Source organism: Oxynema mangrovii CENA135 (genome assembly GCF_016632315.1).
Lineage (GTDB): Bacteria > Cyanobacteriota > Cyanobacteriia > Cyanobacteriales > Laspinemataceae > Oxynema > Oxynema aestuarii.
Window position 1 is genome coordinate 177,946 of sequence record NZ_JAEOXH010000001.1, and the last position, 14,778, is coordinate 192,723.

14 protein-coding genes are annotated in these 14,778 nt (G+C 54.0%); 2 read left to right on the forward strand and 12 right to left on the reverse strand.

The features are described 5' to 3' along the window. Positions 1-74 precede the first annotated feature (74 nt). On the reverse strand, positions 75-299 hold the full coding sequence (locus tag JJD41_RS00675) for a hypothetical protein (RefSeq protein WP_200664268.1): 225 nt from the start codon (positions 297-299) through the stop codon (positions 75-77). A gap of 383 nt (positions 300-682) precedes the next feature. Further along, positions 683-2,917 carry a CHASE2 domain-containing protein gene (locus JJD41_RS00680; RefSeq protein WP_200664269.1) on the reverse strand — a complete coding sequence of 745 codons (2,235 nt, stop codon included), beginning with the start codon at positions 2,915-2,917 and terminating at the stop codon, positions 683-685. A gap of 286 nt (positions 2,918-3,203) precedes the next feature. Here JJD41_RS00680 and JJD41_RS00685 point away from each other — a divergent pair, with 286 nt between their 5' ends. Further along, positions 3,204-3,386, forward strand: a complete 183-nt coding sequence (locus JJD41_RS00685; RefSeq protein ID WP_234488447.1) for a hypothetical protein — start codon at positions 3,204-3,206, stop codon at positions 3,384-3,386. Here JJD41_RS00685 and btpA read toward each other — a convergent pair. Further along, a complete protein-coding gene (btpA, locus tag JJD41_RS00690) occupies positions 3,364-4,221 on the reverse strand; it encodes a photosystem I biogenesis protein BtpA (protein WP_200664271.1) in 858 nt (285 codons plus the stop codon). The genes JJD41_RS00685 and btpA overlap by 23 nt on opposite strands. Positions 4,222-4,972: 751 nt before the next feature. Here btpA and JJD41_RS00695 point away from each other — a divergent pair. Further along, entirely contained in the window at positions 4,973-5,896 is a 924-nt protein-coding gene (locus tag JJD41_RS00695; protein ID WP_200664272.1) for an SGNH/GDSL hydrolase family protein, read from the forward strand. 46 nt (positions 5,897-5,942) lie between these two features. Here JJD41_RS00695 and JJD41_RS00700 read toward each other — a convergent pair whose 3' ends face one another. The 9 genes from JJD41_RS00700 to JJD41_RS00740 all read right to left on the reverse strand — a co-directional run bounded on the left by JJD41_RS00700 (position 5,943) and on the right by JJD41_RS00740 (position 14,557). Then, the gene (locus tag JJD41_RS00700; RefSeq protein WP_200664273.1) at positions 5,943-7,019 is read right to left on the reverse strand and encodes a Gfo/Idh/MocA family protein; all 1,077 of its coding nucleotides are present in this window, start codon (positions 7,017-7,019) and stop codon (positions 5,943-5,945) included. Between the two features lie 299 nt (positions 7,020-7,318). Further along, entirely contained in the window at positions 7,319-8,008 is a 690-nt protein-coding gene (locus JJD41_RS00705; protein WP_200664274.1) for a hypothetical protein, read from the reverse strand. A gap of 66 nt (positions 8,009-8,074) precedes the next feature. Beyond that, positions 8,075-8,494 (reverse strand): hypothetical protein, encoded by a 420-nt coding sequence (locus tag JJD41_RS00710; RefSeq protein WP_168568216.1) that lies wholly within the window; start codon positions 8,492-8,494, stop codon positions 8,075-8,077. A 29-nt stretch (positions 8,495-8,523) separates the two neighbouring features. Beyond that, positions 8,524-9,897 (reverse strand): hypothetical protein, encoded by a 1,374-nt coding sequence (locus tag JJD41_RS00715; protein WP_200664275.1) that lies wholly within the window; start codon positions 9,895-9,897, stop codon positions 8,524-8,526. Between the two features lie 481 nt (positions 9,898-10,378). Continuing rightward, positions 10,379-10,735 carry a phenylpyruvate tautomerase MIF-related protein gene (locus JJD41_RS00720; protein ID WP_200664276.1) on the reverse strand — a complete coding sequence of 119 codons (357 nt, stop codon included), beginning with the start codon at positions 10,733-10,735 and terminating at the stop codon, positions 10,379-10,381. A gap of 170 nt (positions 10,736-10,905) precedes the next feature. Then, complete coding sequence (locus JJD41_RS00725; protein WP_168571758.1) at positions 10,906-11,385, reverse strand: flavin reductase family protein; 480 nt, start codon at positions 11,383-11,385, stop codon at positions 10,906-10,908. A 39-nt stretch (positions 11,386-11,424) separates the two neighbouring features. Next, positions 11,425-12,270 (reverse strand): precorrin-4 C(11)-methyltransferase, encoded by an 846-nt coding sequence (cobM, locus tag JJD41_RS00730; RefSeq protein WP_200664277.1) that lies wholly within the window; start codon positions 12,268-12,270, stop codon positions 11,425-11,427. A gap of 151 nt (positions 12,271-12,421) precedes the next feature. Beyond that, positions 12,422-13,264: a prolipoprotein diacylglyceryl transferase gene (gene lgt / locus JJD41_RS00735; protein WP_200664278.1), complete on the reverse strand. Its 843-nt coding sequence runs from the start codon at positions 13,262-13,264 to the stop codon at positions 12,422-12,424. Between the two features lie 135 nt (positions 13,265-13,399). Further along, positions 13,400-14,557, reverse strand: coding sequence for a hypothetical protein (locus JJD41_RS00740; protein WP_200664279.1), 1,158 nt, complete (start codon positions 14,555-14,557; stop codon positions 13,400-13,402). Positions 14,558-14,778 lie beyond the last annotated feature (221 nt).

Here is a 14,778-nt window from a genome sequence, read left to right on the forward strand (position 1 = left end):
CGGCGCCCCTAGTGTATTTTTTACTCAGAAGCCCTCTGTTGCTGGCATCCCTGCACGCAGGCGACGAACTCGGCCTACAAAATGCAACGAGTCCCCGCGCCACCCGTCCCGTCCGGGTTTCCTTTGTCTGCAGGGGGTTCGTATTCTTCAGCCACGAGAAGGGGAACGGGAGAACCGAGTTGCTCTTCAACCGCAAAGTGACTTGCTTGAGGTGTAGTTGTATTCAAAGCTACAACAGCCAGGAGGTGAAAACTCGTTAATAAAATTCCCGTGCTGGTAACTCTTGCCAAAGTAACCATAACACCTACTGTCTTACTGACAAGATCGAGGTTATGACTCCAGTCTATCAGTAGGATCACTGACTTGTCTACCGAGACATTTCCAGAGCATCGAACCTCTATCCGTGAAAATACGCAAAAAGTTCCACGACTGAAAAATTGAAACGGCTTTTATTCAATCTCAGCCAAAGAAAAGCGATCGAAATCGGATTTTTGGAGGTTTCATTCCTATTTTTCCCTTAAAACGGTCAGATTTATTACAATTTGCTTGAAACTTGCTTAAAAAGAGATTAAAATCACCTCCTTTGCTCCGATAATTTTCATAAAAATTAATATCACAATCCCCGATCGCGAGGGCTAGGGCGCCGACGATTCCCCGCGTCGATCCTCGAACCAGCCGTCAATTAGAAAAACTCATACTGATTCTTGCCGCGATGTTTCGCGCGATACATCGCTTCGTCCGCTTGTTTGGTAAGTTCGTCAGCATTTTCACTGGTGAGAGGATACAAACTGATGCCGATACTGGTAGTGACCTCAATTTCCGACTGCTCGACAATAAACGGAACGAGCAAGGCCCTCATGATTTTTTGAGCGACGCTGGCGACATCTTGTTCCCGAGGAATTCCCGGTAAAATTACGGTAAATTCGTCGCCACCGAGACGGGCGACCGTATCGCTAGAGCGCAAACAGCCTGTCAGCCGTTTGGCGACGCCTTCGAGCACGAAGTTGCCAATATCGTGACCGAAATTATCGTTGATTGTTTTAAAGCCATCTAAATCGAGAAATAAAATGGCAACTAATTGATTGTTAAAACTCGCCCATTCTAATGCTTGATTTAAGCGTTCGTAAAATAATTTGCGATTGGGCAATCCGGTCAAACTATCGTGATAAGCTTGATGGCGCAAGTTTTCTTGAGACAGTTTGAGTTCTTCATAAGAATTGGCCAATTCTCGTGCTGTTTGTTTGAGTTGTTCCTCCATTTTTTTGCGTTCGGTAATATCGCGAATTACGCCGACTAAGAAGAGATTGCCTGCGGGATCTTTATGCAGGGAACGTTTGGTGGCTAAATAATGGGTAAAACCTCGGGTATCGGTAAATTGTTCTTCGTGGTCGTGCGCTTCGCCGCTTTTGAGGACGAGTTCGTCTTGCTGCCAAAAATTATGGGCTTGTTCGGAATCGAGAAAGTCGTATTCTGATTTATCTAGAAGGGCTTCGAGGGGTTGGCCGACTAATTCGCAGTAGGCTTGGTTGAGGACGATCCATTTGTGATTTTTATCTTTGACAAAGATAGGGTCGGGGATCGTGTTGATAATTTGGTTGAGAAAGTCTTTAGATTCGGCAAAAGCGCGTTTGAGTTTTTCTTCTTGGTAAGCGATATTGGCGGCGATCGCCCCGGTCGAACCGAGGAGGGTGATTAAGGGGGGAATCGAGGGAATCCACCACCCCCATAAAAACCAGAGGAAGGCGCTGCCGCCGAGGATCCCGAGGGCGCAGACGAGGGCGCACAGCAGCCACAAGGGCGATCGCCACTTGCAGGCGATCGCCGCCCCGACTACGGACCATCCCAAGATCCATAACCCTTCACTCGCGTCATTCCAGACTCTGATGTAAGGGGGGCGTCCGTCTAAGGCGGCGCTGAGAATCTGGCCGAGAAAATTGGCGTGGAGTTCGACCCCGAACACTTGTTCTTGGGGATCGAGCAAGCTGCTGGTGTAAGGGGTGTCAAAGAAGTCTTTAATGCTGGTGGTGGTCGAACCGATGAGGACGACGCGATCGCGCATCCAACTTTGCGGGACGCGATCCTCTAGCACCTCCGTCAGGGAGACGCGCAGGTAGCCACGGCGCGCGGGGCGTTCGCCCTGGGTCTGCGCAGGAGAATCCCCCGGTGGCGGGACGTAAAAATTCGCCAACATTTGATAGCCGCCATCGTCGGCGCGGACGTAGCCGCCGTCGTTTTCGTGAAAAATATTGAAGGTCGCGCGCCCCAGGCGAAAGGAATAGACCCCGACCCGTTCGATTTTGACCCCCATCGGCTGCAAGTATTGCAAGGCGAGTTTAAAGGCAAAACTTTGCTGCCAGGTGCCGTTTTCGTCGGCTAAATAGATGAGATTGCGGCGGACTTTGCGATCGTCGTCGATCATGACGTTGTTAAAGCCAACGCGACCTTGAGATTTGAGGATCTCGGGGGCGGGAACGCCGGGTTGCAACCGTGTGGGGAGCTGCTCGATGCCGATCGCGTTTGGAGTTTGGGCGAAAACCCGTTGTAGTTCTTGGTGACCGGGGGCGACGGGTAAATCGCGAAAAATATCTAAGCCGATCGCCCGGGGTTCGAGGGCGGCAATTTTTTCGATCGCCCGAGCCATCGTGCGATCGGAAATCGGCCATTGTTGGAGTTGTTGTAAATCGGCTTCTTCGATCCCGACGATCGTGATGCGAGAGTCGTGGGCTTCGGGCGATCGCAATAAAAATAATTGGTCGTAAGCGGCCCATTCGAGGGTTTGCAGCAGCCCCAAGGCGCGCAAACCGATGATGATTCCACCCACCCCCCCGGCGACAACCAGCAATCTACGCAGGCGATCGAAGGTCTCGGCAGCGTGTTGCCACAAGGGGATCGGAGGGGTGGGCGACTTGAGGATCATGGAGCGTGGAATCCATTGACGAGTGAAGGTTGGATCGTGCCGCCAATTCCTCGACCTCACGAGGCGATCGCCCTACCCAATCCCGGCGTTCGCGAAGTGACTCCACAGGAGAAAGGAGCCCGGAGGATCGCCGAGGAACGAACCGGGAACGGCCCGGCTTCCGAGATCGAGATCGGCACGGGAGAGAAAAGCTGGCAGGAAACACCGAGCTTGAAAAGCGTCGCACCCTTTGAGAACTGTTCGCAGAGGATTTCAACCCTTGCATGTTTTTTTTGAAGCTCGGCCCGTGGGCAAAGTTCCAGCCCCCCAGACCGATGCGGTTCGCCGCCCGGGAATTGACTTGGGCGATCGCAACGCGACGCCGAAGACGGATCGCGCGAACCCGCCCGACCGACCCGCCGGGACCGTTGGGAACCTTCGCCCCTGTCCTCCCGCGTCGGAAGCACTCACGAGCGAGAATGCAACTTGACGGAGGAGCGTTGGGCCGCTACGGAAGAGGAACTGGCGATCGAGCGGCGGGTGGCTTCGACAAACTGACCGACCCGAATCGGATCGATCGGTTCGTCGATTTTGCCGTGACGCTTGAGCGAACTGCACACGATCGCCCCGTCAGCCGCTTGCATCAGGGTCGAAATATTTTCCCAAGACGCCCCACTGCCGATAAACACAGGGGTCCCGCGAGCGGCAGCCCTCGCCAGTTCGAGATCTTCGAGGGTCGGCGGACTGCCCGTGGCCCATCCCGAGAGGATAATCCCGTCCGCCAAACCGCGTTCGATCGTTTCTTGCACGGCAGTGGTGAGGTTGGGAGATCCTAAAGGACGGGCGTGTTTGACCAGAACGTCCGCCAAAATCTTGACATCGGCCCCCAATTCCCGTCGGTAGCGCAAGACTTGGTGGGCTTGTCCTTCGATCAACCCTTGATCGGTGGCCATCACTCCGGTCAAGACGTTGACTCGGATAAATTTGGCCCCCACACACGAGGCGATCGCCAACCCACTCAGAGCGTCGTTGCGCAAGACATTAATCCCGATCGGCAAGGTCACTAAATTCATGACCCGTTGCACGATCAGCGTCATCGCGCTGACCACGGCGGGATCGACCTGTCCGGCGGTAAACGGAGCGTCGAAAAAGTTCTCGATGATAATGCCATCGACGCCACCCGAAGCGAGAGCCGTGGCTTCTCGTTCGGCGCGCTCGATGACTGCATTGAGATTGCCTGCCCATCTCGGCGAGGTGGGGAGAGGCATTAAGTGGACGACACCAATAATCGGATTCGGGGTTTTGAAGATTTGAGTTAAATCCACGTTTTTAGAATGTAGACGCGGCAGTAGAGTTGGCTCAAGTGACATCCTCCCGGCGCCTACACTGGGTAGAGCGCGGGCTTCCCAACCTCACGGTTGGGCATTCCTGCCCCACGCCACTTATCTAGCCAAACCATTGCTGGTCTGACCCCGACAGATCGACTTGACAGGCGGTTTCCCCTTCCCAGAGTCCCTGGGTACAGCGTGGTGACAAAAGCTTGCCTTAGTACTGCGAAGTTTTACCCACCCACAGCCACCGACCATCGCTCGGTGTTTCTGGATGGAACCCCCTAACTTCGGTTGTCAAGGTTCGATCCCGTTCCCAGAATTTGGAGTTCTCGGCCAAGCCTGACATTCACTCTCAATCTGGTCAGTGGTTAGCTGATAGAATTGTTGTAGCACAAATAGGCTACAGCTCTGGCGAGAGGCGGTTTGGGATTCGGCTGACTCAGCAAGAATTGGACAAGCTAAAACGCAACGCGCAGGAACGGGGGATATCCTAGTGCGGAACCGATCCGGGACGAGATCGAGAGGTTCCCGAATCTACCTGCTTCGGGGGCATCGTAGACGCGAAGGGGCTTCTCGCGACCCCACCGGGCAGGCATGAGGGATTGATGGATCCCGACGTTTATGCTTCGCATAGAGCGCCGGACCGATCGCCCCTCAAACTCCCCAGGAGTTAAGGAATTTCCATTTTACCAAGAACTGGCCACCACACGGGCCCGAGGCTAGCCCTTTCTGGAGAATCGACGCTGTGAACGTACTGGCAATCCTACTGGCACTCTTTGCAGTTGCATTGCTCGTTTTGGAAGTCAGCTTGCGCTGGGGACTGGGATTGGGCGATCCTCCCCTGTACCTTCCCGACGACGAGATCGGCTATTTGCTCGCTCCCAACGCCCGAGTGCGCCGCTTTGGTCGTCGGATTGAAATTAACCAGTATTCCATGCGATCGGGTCCGATCGCCCCCCTTCCAGCTCCCGGAACGACCCGCGTGCTGCTGTTGGGGGATTCCGTCGCCAATGGCGGCTGGTGGACCGACCAAGAACAGACGATTTCCGCCCTCATGGCTCGTGAATTGGAGCAGACCGAAGTCTTGAACGCTTCCGCAAATTCCTGGGGGCCGCGCAACGAATTGGCCTACTTGCGGCGTTTTGGCACCTTTGGCGCCCGCATTTTAGTCTTGCTGCTCAATACCGACGATTTGTTCGGGCGCCGCCCGACCCCCCAACTCGTCGGCGTCGATCGCAACTACCCGATCCGACGACCCCTCGGGGCGATCGGCGAATTGCTCGAACGCTACATTTTACCGCGTCCGCCCCTTCCGGAGTTACCGAAGGAAAACGGCGATCTCGTCGGGATCAACTTGGAGGCGATCGCCCAGATCCATCAGATCGCGCGCGATCGCGATCTTTACTTCTTACTCGCTCTGACGCCCCTGCGTCGCGAACTCGGCGAACCCGGTCCGCGCGACTACGAATGGACATTGCGATCGCGCCTGCAGAGCTTGAGTGAAGAGCGCCAAATCCCCTATCTCGATTTCCTCGAACCGTTTAACGCGATCGACAACCCCGCCAGCCTCTACCGCGACCACATCCATCTCAGTCCCAAAGGGAACGAGTACGTCAGTCGCTCTCTCGTCGAAAGAATTTTAGAATTGAGATCGAAGCTCTCCAATTGAAGCCAAAAGACCAACGGAAGCAAGGATTTTTCCGACGCCCGACTCCCTAGACCGGAACCGATCGCGGCTGCACGCAACTGAGATATTCCGTATCCCACATCTGACCGTCGAGAGCCATTTGTTCGATCGCACTCGCCAACCGCAGCGCCTTGAGCGCCTGTTCGCCCCCTACCGACGGTTGGTGACCGCCGCGAACGCAGTTGACAAAATGCTCCAACTCTGCATGAAGCGGTTCGATATTACTCGTATAAACTTTTTCGATTAACCCATCTTGTCGATAGAGAACCTGACCGTATTCGGTCATGTAATCTGCCGTCGTTTGGCGGTGAATTAAGATTTCATTGTTGAGAAAATCCGCTTCGGTCAGGGAATTTTTACAATGGGCGACAATCGAGCGAATCTTGCGGTGGGTGACCTTACTCGCCGTCAACGTCGCGACCATCCCGTTCGCAAATCCTAACGTTGCGGTCACGTAATCTAAATAAGGAGAAGCCGTCGGTTCGTCCTTGCACGCCCGACTGCCACTCGCCGTCAAGCGCACCACTGGCGCCGCAGCCAACTCCAAAAGTAAATCGATATCGTGGATCATCAAATCCAACACCACCGATACATCGTTCGCCCGATGGGAATAGGGACTCATGCGATGGGCTTCGAGAGCGAGCAACTCTTCTGTTTTGAGAACCTTACTCAGTTCTTGAAACGCCGGATTGAAACGTTCGATATGACCGACTTGAAGAATGCAGCCAAATTCGGCAGCCGCATTGACCAACAACTCCGCCTCGTTAATGCTGGCGGCGATCGGTTTTTCGATTAAAACGTGAATTCCCGATTCCAAGCAATTCATACCGACTTCGTAATGCAAGCGAGTCGGTACGGCAATGCAAACCGCATCCACGTGGGGAAATAATTCCCGATAATCTTCAAAAAAACGAATTCGATACTTACTCGCCGTGTCCAAACCGCGTTCGACATTAATATCGGCGACACCGACTAATTGAACGTCTTTAAGCAGACTCAGAACGCGGGTATGATGCTGTCCCATGTTCCCCACCCCGATCACCCCAATGCGGAGGGGTTCCGATTGGGTTCGTTGCGGGTAGGGTGTTGACTGCCTCGCTGACATGCGTTTATTTTGCACTCCTGGAATTCTCCTCCACCACCACGGGGCCAGCGCCTAATCAAGCCTAGGCATTAGCCGTCTCGAATCATCCAGATGTTATCACAGGCTATCATTTTGTGAAGAATTTCAAAGTTTGAGGAACCCGGGCGATCGCCCGTTCTCGCCTCGGGATTGAAACCCCTTGAGATCGGCGCGGGTCACTGACGGCAAACTCCTCTTGCGAGAGAGGCAAGCGATCGGATCGAGAGGAGTGGCTCGCCGCCAGTAGAGGACCCGCGATCGGTCTCAATATTTCCCCTTCCCTAACGAGAAGTGGAGGAATCGAACTCACTGATTTCGTCGTAAGGACAGTCCTGATACCCTCCGACGATCACGATAAAGTCGTCGAAGTCGCGGTCTTGGTCGGAATCGCGAACGAGGGCTTCTCCGGTGTCGTCCCAGCGAATGAGCGCGCCTTCACCGTTAGCGAGAGCCGAAAAATCGCCGCGAAATTCTGCCTGACGGCGGCTGTTGGGATTTTGGGCGTCGGTGGAATATAACAAATTAACGGGTCTGCCGTTGTAGCTCGATTCGAGATAGAGGGCATAACGAGTATTGGCTTCAAACTCGAATTCGACTAAGGGTTGGGGAACCGTATTGCCGGGAGTTCCCAAAAAGTCTTGGCTTTGGGATTGTCCGGTATCGTCGGTGTAGGTTGAGGGACGTTCGACCGTTTGGGAGCGGTCTGAGGGTTTGACTTCGACGAGTAAGGGGGTTTTGACCCCGGTATCTAAATTAATGACCCCAAAGGTGGATTGAAACGCCCCGTTAGACTCGGCAAATTCAAATTCGACGATCGTATCGACATCAAATTCAATGCCGCCATTGCCAAATAAATCGCGGGCTTGGGCCGGGTCGGAAAAACTGCCGAGTAACATTCCGGCGATCGCTCCCCAGAGCAGGGGGCGGCTTTTCAAGCCACGCTTAGATCCTATAGATCCTAATAGTTGCATAATCCGGTCACTTCTCCTGAGCAAAAGCGAATCGAGGGTATACGGAAGGGATGGAACGCATCAGCCTTACCACGGTCGCGATTCCGGTCCGCCTCTGAGGATGTTGGCTTGTTCCTCGTCGATACTGTCGAGAAACACCCGAGCTTCTTCCACGAGACGATTGAGGCGTTCGGCATAAGGGTTGACGCATTCGGCTCGCGATTGTCGGCGGGCAAAGCGGCGGGGTTCTTCGGCGGCGGCGCGTTCGGCGGCTTCGTAATCGGCTTTGGCGCTGTCAATTTCCGAGGCGAGTTCGGAAGCGCGCGCTAGAACTTGAGGGTCGATGCTGGAGGTTTCGCCTCCGAGTTGGGGAACGGTGTTGTTCCAAATATGAGTTCCGGTAATATCAGATTGATTGGGGGGGTTGGCGATCGCGGATAACGATGCCAAGGTACCGACGAGAACGCAAGAGGCGATCGCCCACCCCAGAAATTTAATAGGTCGCATAAATGCTTCTCCGATAGCAGCAACAAGAATTAGAACTTGAAGGAAAAGCCCGTTCCCAACACAAAGCGGGCGCCATCTCCGGCGCCAGTGATGTCGCGCACTGCCGGGGTAATCACGAAAGGAATGTTTTTCAACGGGACTAAGGACGCACCGATCGCCAAATCTTGACCGGTCCATTCCACGATCAAACTCACGGGTTCGGCGACGCGCAAAGCCGCACTCCCGAAGACGCCGACGGTATCGCGATCGTCGTCTACGTCGTCTTCGGTACGGAATTGTCCGTTACCGACCCCCGCACTGAGGGCTAGGCGGCTCAACGGTAAGGAAATATCCTCGCGCAAGCGGAAGATCTTACTCCCGACGGCATAAAACGAATTTTTAAAGTCGTGTTCGTCGCCGAGATTGAGCGCGCCGTTCCAACCGACGGCGATCGCGAAATCTTCGGGTAAGCGGCGGTGAACTTTAACGTTAAATCCCCCGGTTCCAAAGTCGCGGTTGGTTCCCAAACTGGCTAAAGCATAGGAAATTTCGACCCCGACGGCTTCGGTGGCATCTCCCAAACCGATGCCGACCCCGATCGCCCCGTCTAGATCGCTATCGTTGCCGTAACGGGTATCGGTTTGGAAGGTCGCATTGACAAATCCGGTGAAATCGTCAGCCCCGAAGGCTTGCGGGTTGACGATCGTAATCGAGGGCGACCCGCGATAAAAGTCCCGTTCTACGGGGATGACTTCCACCGATCGCAATCGTTGTTGTACGTTATCGACCTCCGCATCGGAGGGAACGACATTCGCCGTGGGCGATTGCTGTAATTGTTTGGCGGGGGCGGGTTGGGGGTTGTCGATATAGGTGACTCGCGGCCCGGACTCTCGTGTGGAGGGAGAGACTCTCGGAGTCGTTCTCACCGAAGACGGTCCGCTTCTCATGCGATCGTCTGGCGGGACGACTTCCGCCGCGGGAAGCGGGTTCGTCGTGGCTTGGGCGACGATCGCCGGGGAATCGCTCTCGTTCCCTTGTCGGTAGCGATCGCTCAACGGGGCGATCCGGCGGGCGGACGGACGGGAGCGAATCTGATGGGCCGGATCCTCGGCGCTGACTAAATCGTCCGGAGGTAAGGAGGATTCGGACCCTACCGCGACGGAGGCTGTCTCGTTCGCGGCGGCGGGGGGATCCGGCGCCGATCGCGGCGAATGACTCCAATCCGGTTCGACGGCGAAACTTTGCGCCGGGGCGATCGACACGACAGGTACGGGCGCCTCTGTCACTTCCTGTCGGGAAGACTCGCTCGTATTGTGGCGGGACTCCGGCGAGAAGGACGGGTTATTTTCCGCACTCGCTTTAGATAAGAAACCTTGGGAAATCAAGACGGCCAAGGTTAAAATTGCAGTTTTGGATACACGCATAACGCACGAGAATTTTCCAAAAAATAGGGCTGCCACCTACTGTTACGTCCCGGCGATAGAATTTCAGGAAAAATGCTCGTGAGATTGCTGTTAAAAAACGATCGCGCGATCGCTTCGTTTGAAGAAACTTTTGAGAGCGATCCTCGTCTTAATCTACGGAGTTTTAGATTTTAGATTTTCGAGTTTAAGATTTTCGATTTTAAGCCTTTTCAATTTAAGAAGATTTTGAAGCCCGGACGACCTGACTGACGGGCGATCGCGACCGCCTCCCATCGGCCATCTCAAACCGAAAAAGTGCTACCCATTTGCCGCCGTAACGATTCACGAGCAGCCGATGGATAGCACCGTAGGGGCGATCGCGCCATGGCCTTCAAAGGCGATCTCAGTCGCGTTTAAACCCGAGCCCTATCGACTTGCGATTTTCATCCTGGTTGACTCAGCGCGATCGATCGCCGTTCTCTTATCGATCGCGGGCGATCTTCTAACCGAACGTCGAACTATTCCAGCCCCACATCGACCCTTTAGCATCGGCAAATTCAATATAAATCCGATTTTTTGGCACCCCCAAAGTCGCATTGATCTTCTGACAAAAATCATCGCTCATTGCTTTAGTTTGTGCCGAACTCATCGAGCCAATACTTTTGACTTCCAAATAACAAACGGGTTCCTCACTCGACCCGGCGAAGGTCATCGGTACGCCCGCTTCTAAAGCCGTCATCACGTAAGATTCCGGCTTGCTAAAATGCTTGGCCATGCTCGCCGAAAGGTCTTTGAGCAAGGCATCGACTTGGGCTCGATCCGGTTCGCTAACGGAGGTTTTAACTTTAATTAAAGGCATAATCGATCTCTATCGAACAACTCACAAAAATCGCAGTCAAATTTTGATGTTTCGCCTTAGCCAATCGTCTACCCAACCCAGAGTTTTCGTCGAGAAGACGCTACGGACTTGCAAACTCCAAGGGGGTAAGCTTTCCGCCCTCCAGAGTCGGGACTGGCGACGGCGGAGCATTAGCCTCCGTAATTCCAACCCGTACTTTCTAACAACAACGGTTCGCCTTCTCGGTGGACGCCTGCAGCGACAACCTCCCCGACGAAAACCGTGTGATCGCCTTTTTCCACGGAACCGACCACGCGACATTCGACGTAACCGAGAGAATCCGAAATAATCGGACAGCCCGTTTCGCCCAAATAAAACTCGACATCTTCAAACTTATTGCCAACCCGACGTTGGGGCTTGAAAAACTTCTGGGCTAACTCTTTTTGGTTGGCTTCCAACACGCTCAACGCAAAGACCCCACTCGCCTTAATCATGGCGTGAGAACCGGAATCGCTTTTGACGCAATTGACGACTAACGGCGGTTGGAACGAAGCCTGCATGACCCAACTGGCCGTAAATCCGTTGACGTTGTCGCCTTCTTGAACCCCGCAGATATAGAGTCCGTGAGGGATTTTGCGGAGGATAGTTTTTTTAGCTTGTTCGTCTAGCAAGGCTTTACCCAATTTTTCTCTACTCTAGTGTTTAGTGTATTATGTTTGCTCTTTACGGGGACGAAATAGGTGGGTGTGTTCCGGATGGTAAAGACGCGATCGCGCGGTGGACTCTTCCTCCGGTTCCGGAGTTCGACCCGCCGCCAACGCGGGAGAAATAACGTACATCGTCGTCCGTTCTAACTGCGCCGCTTCCGTCGCTTGCGCCATCTCTCGCAAGGGAACGCGGATAATTTGCTCGTCGGGCCAGCCGAGGCGATAACAAATGGCGACGGGCATATCCCCAGGATAATGTTGCATCAATTTTTCCTGCGCCGATCGCGCGTGGCGGGCTGCCAAATAGAGGCACAAACTGGCGCGATGGGCCGCTAGAGAGGCGAGTTCCTCGGTGTCGGGAACTGAAGAGGCGCGACCGGAGATGCGCGTGAGAATAATCGTTTGCACCAATCCGGGGACGGTCAACTCGACGCCTAATTTAGCGGCGGCATCTTGATAGGCACTAATTCCAGGAATAATTTCAAAAGCAATCCCCGCTTCGGCTAAAGCTTGCATTTGCTCGAAAATGGCACTGTAGAGGCTCGGATCTCCCGAATGCAAACGCACCACCGATTTACCTTGACGGACGCGATCGACCATTATCGGTAAAATCTGTTCGAGGGTTTTATTCGCCGTGGGAATGCGTTCCGCATCCGGGCGAACCCCATGCAAGACCTGACGGGGGACGAGGGAATCGGCAAACACGATCGCGTCCGCCCGCGACAAAATTTTATAAGCTTTCAGCGTCAGTAAATCCGGGTCGCCCGGACCGGCCCCGACAATATAAACGGCGGGGGCGAGAGGGGTTTCGCTAGAGCTTTCGAGGGAAGGGAGAACAGTTCGTGTCATGCCAAAAAAAAGTAAGTTTCCATTGCCAGACCTGCGGAGAGGCTCAACTGGATTCAACCGGAAAGGGTAGATGCACCCTGGTTTGCAGCCTAGACGTTTGTTCTAGGGTTTTTTTGGGGATCGACGACTTCCAAAGACGACAGCCACTCCGTCAGTCGTCGCCGACCGCATCCGGTAAGCGCCGCTTGAAGCCGTACAGCCAAACTAACCCGGCGACGCCGAAGACGATTCCTAAAAGGCTGACGAGTTGGGCGATGCGGAGTGGACCGAGCATGAGGCTGTCGGTTCGCAAGGCTTCGATCCAGATGCGACCGCTACTGTAGGCGATCGCGTAGAGTAAAAACAAGCTTCCGGTTTTGAGAAACGGCTGGCGTAAGTCCCGCAAAAACAGGGTCAGCAGCAATATAAAGACGCCCAAATCCCATAACGATTCGTAGAGAAAGGTGGGATGAAAGTAATCGAATTCGAGATATTGGGGCGGTCGCGCCAGGGGAGGGATGTAGAGTTTCCAAGGTAATTGGGTGGGTCTACCAAAGGCTTCGGAATTGAAGAAATTGCCCCACCGTCCGATCGCCTGACCGAGAATTAGAGAGGGCGCCACTAAATCCGCCAGTTGCCAAAACGAAATCTTCTGGACGCGGGCAAAAATTGCCGCAGCGATAACCCCGCCGATAATGGCGCCGTGGATGGCAATCCCGCCTTCCCAGATGGCGAAGATATCTAAAGGATTGGCGGCGTACTGTGGCCAATGAAAGGCCACGTAATACAATCTGGCACAAGGAATGGCAGCCAAGACCAAATAAAGGGTTAAATCGGCGAGGATGTCCGGATTGACCTGGCGGCGTTTGGCGAGCCATTGGGAGAGGGTGAAGCCGATTAACACCGCCATTGCAATTAATAAACCGTACCAGCGAATCGTCAACGGACCGAGTTTGAAGAGAATCGGTCCGGGAGAGGTGAATTGAAAGCCTAAAACTAAGGTAGGGATATCCATGGAAGCTAGGGGAGAAGATGGCACCTGCCAGACAGGAACCGGGAAGGACGGGCGACGATCCGTTCGCGTAGCGACTCCAAAGGAGTCAGGAACCGCTTCGCAAACGATCGCGACGACGAAAACCTCGGCGTCCGGTTAGTGGGAAACAGGGTGAGATTGAATTTGGGCGATCGCCCATTCAAACGTTTCGAGGACTTGTTCGAGGGAACTATCGTCTTGCAAGGTCGAGAGGGGAAAGGTCGGCAATCGGGTTTCCGTCGGATCCGCAGGGAGGGACAGACCGATCGAACTCATGCGACCGCGCAGTTCCAACCATTTCTCCTCGCGATCGAACGGCGGTTGGGATCCGTAGGCGATCGAGGAAAGGAAAAACTCGCCCGAAATCCCTACGGTAAACAATGCCAGAGGTTTGCGCCCTTTTTGTTTGAGTTTGGCGGTAAATCCGCCGTAAGTATCTCCCGTCCCCCAAACGACTTCCACCTGCGGTTCGCGACCGCGAACCCATTCGTGAATTTTGCGGGCCATCACCGCTTCTTCCGTTCCCTGACGGGCTTCAAATTCCTGGAAGAAAGAGGCTTCATTCCACCTACGCCGTTCGCGAGTGGCACTGGTTTTCTTCTGTTGCGCTTCCGCCGTTTGACCGATCACGCGCGGGACGAGGGTTCTCAAGCCATCTTGACTGACGTACTGCTTGATCTCCAAGGCGAGAACTTCCGTGGGGTCGAGTTGTTCGTTGAGAAATTCGACCACCCGGCGCAGTTCGGGAGCAATTTCGTCGGCGACGAAAACCAGACGCAATTTCCCCGCTTGCAAGTTAGTTTTCACCTTTTGCCAAAAGCGTTCTTCGTCGGCGTCGCTACCGAGAAATTCCTCAAACACTTGTTCGGGGTCGCGTCCGCCATCGCGACAGTTCGCCTCAAATTGAGCGACGATCGATTCGAGGGGCCAGTAAAGCGACACGTTGGCGGCATAGTCGAGCATTTGGCCGATGGTTTCCCGTCGAACCCGAGACTCGCTGGTGCGTTTGACTTCGACGAGGGTGGGAATTGCGTTTTGATCGAGAAATAAATGCTCGAAAGTCCACAGTTGCGTCCCTTCTTCTTCGGAAGGGAGGGGAATTTCCCGCGAGATCAACAACCACTGACGCGGGGTTTCGCGATCGACGCGATCGCCTGCAACTAAATTCGGATATTTTTCGAGCAGTTCTTCTAATCGGTCTTCGGAGTCATAAGCTTGTTCTAGCATTTCGACGAGCCGATCTTCATCTTGAATTAGGTAAATGCCGCCACCCATCCATACTCTCCCTTATTAAATAATTTAACTGCATCGGTTTACTATTTTAGATTTTAGAGTTTAGAGTGGAAATCGCCGAAGGGGTTAAAACTAGTGGAAAACCCCTCTTTTTGAGAGGGTGGCGATCGCTGAAAAAGGGTAATGTTGACGCGATCGCCTCTTAAATTTCGCTATCTTTGCCCGATATTGTCGGACGATTCCGATCTCAAGCACACTTCAAT

Excerpts from the sequence above, each read along its gene's own strand:
- JJD41_RS00675 (WP_200664268.1), bottom strand. The coding sequence starts at position 299 with ATGGTTACTTTGGCAAGAGTTACCAGCACGGGAATTTTATTAACGAGT.
- JJD41_RS00680 (WP_200664269.1), bottom strand. The coding sequence starts at position 2,917 with ATGATCCTCAAGTCGCCCACCCCTCCGATCCCCTTGTGGCAACACGCT.
- JJD41_RS00700 (WP_200664273.1), bottom strand. The coding sequence starts at position 7,019 with ATGTCAGCGAGGCAGTCAACACCCTACCCGCAACGAACCCAATCGGAA.
- JJD41_RS00705 (WP_200664274.1), bottom strand. The coding sequence starts at position 8,008 with ATGCAACTATTAGGATCTATAGGATCTAAGCGTGGCTTGAAAAGCCGC.
- JJD41_RS00710 (WP_168568216.1), bottom strand. The coding sequence starts at position 8,494 with ATGCGACCTATTAAATTTCTGGGGTGGGCGATCGCCTCTTGCGTTCTC.
- JJD41_RS00715 (WP_200664275.1), bottom strand. The coding sequence starts at position 9,897 with ATGCGTGTATCCAAAACTGCAATTTTAACCTTGGCCGTCTTGATTTCC.
- JJD41_RS00720 (WP_200664276.1), bottom strand. The coding sequence starts at position 10,735 with ATGCCTTTAATTAAAGTTAAAACCTCCGTTAGCGAACCGGATCGAGCC.
- cobM (WP_200664277.1), bottom strand. The coding sequence starts at position 12,270 with ATGACACGAACTGTTCTCCCTTCCCTCGAAAGCTCTAGCGAAACCCCT.
- lgt (WP_200664278.1), bottom strand. The coding sequence starts at position 13,264 with ATGGATATCCCTACCTTAGTTTTAGGCTTTCAATTCACCTCTCCCGGA.
- JJD41_RS00740 (WP_200664279.1), bottom strand. The coding sequence starts at position 14,557 with ATGGGTGGCGGCATTTACCTAATTCAAGATGAAGATCGGCTCGTCGAA.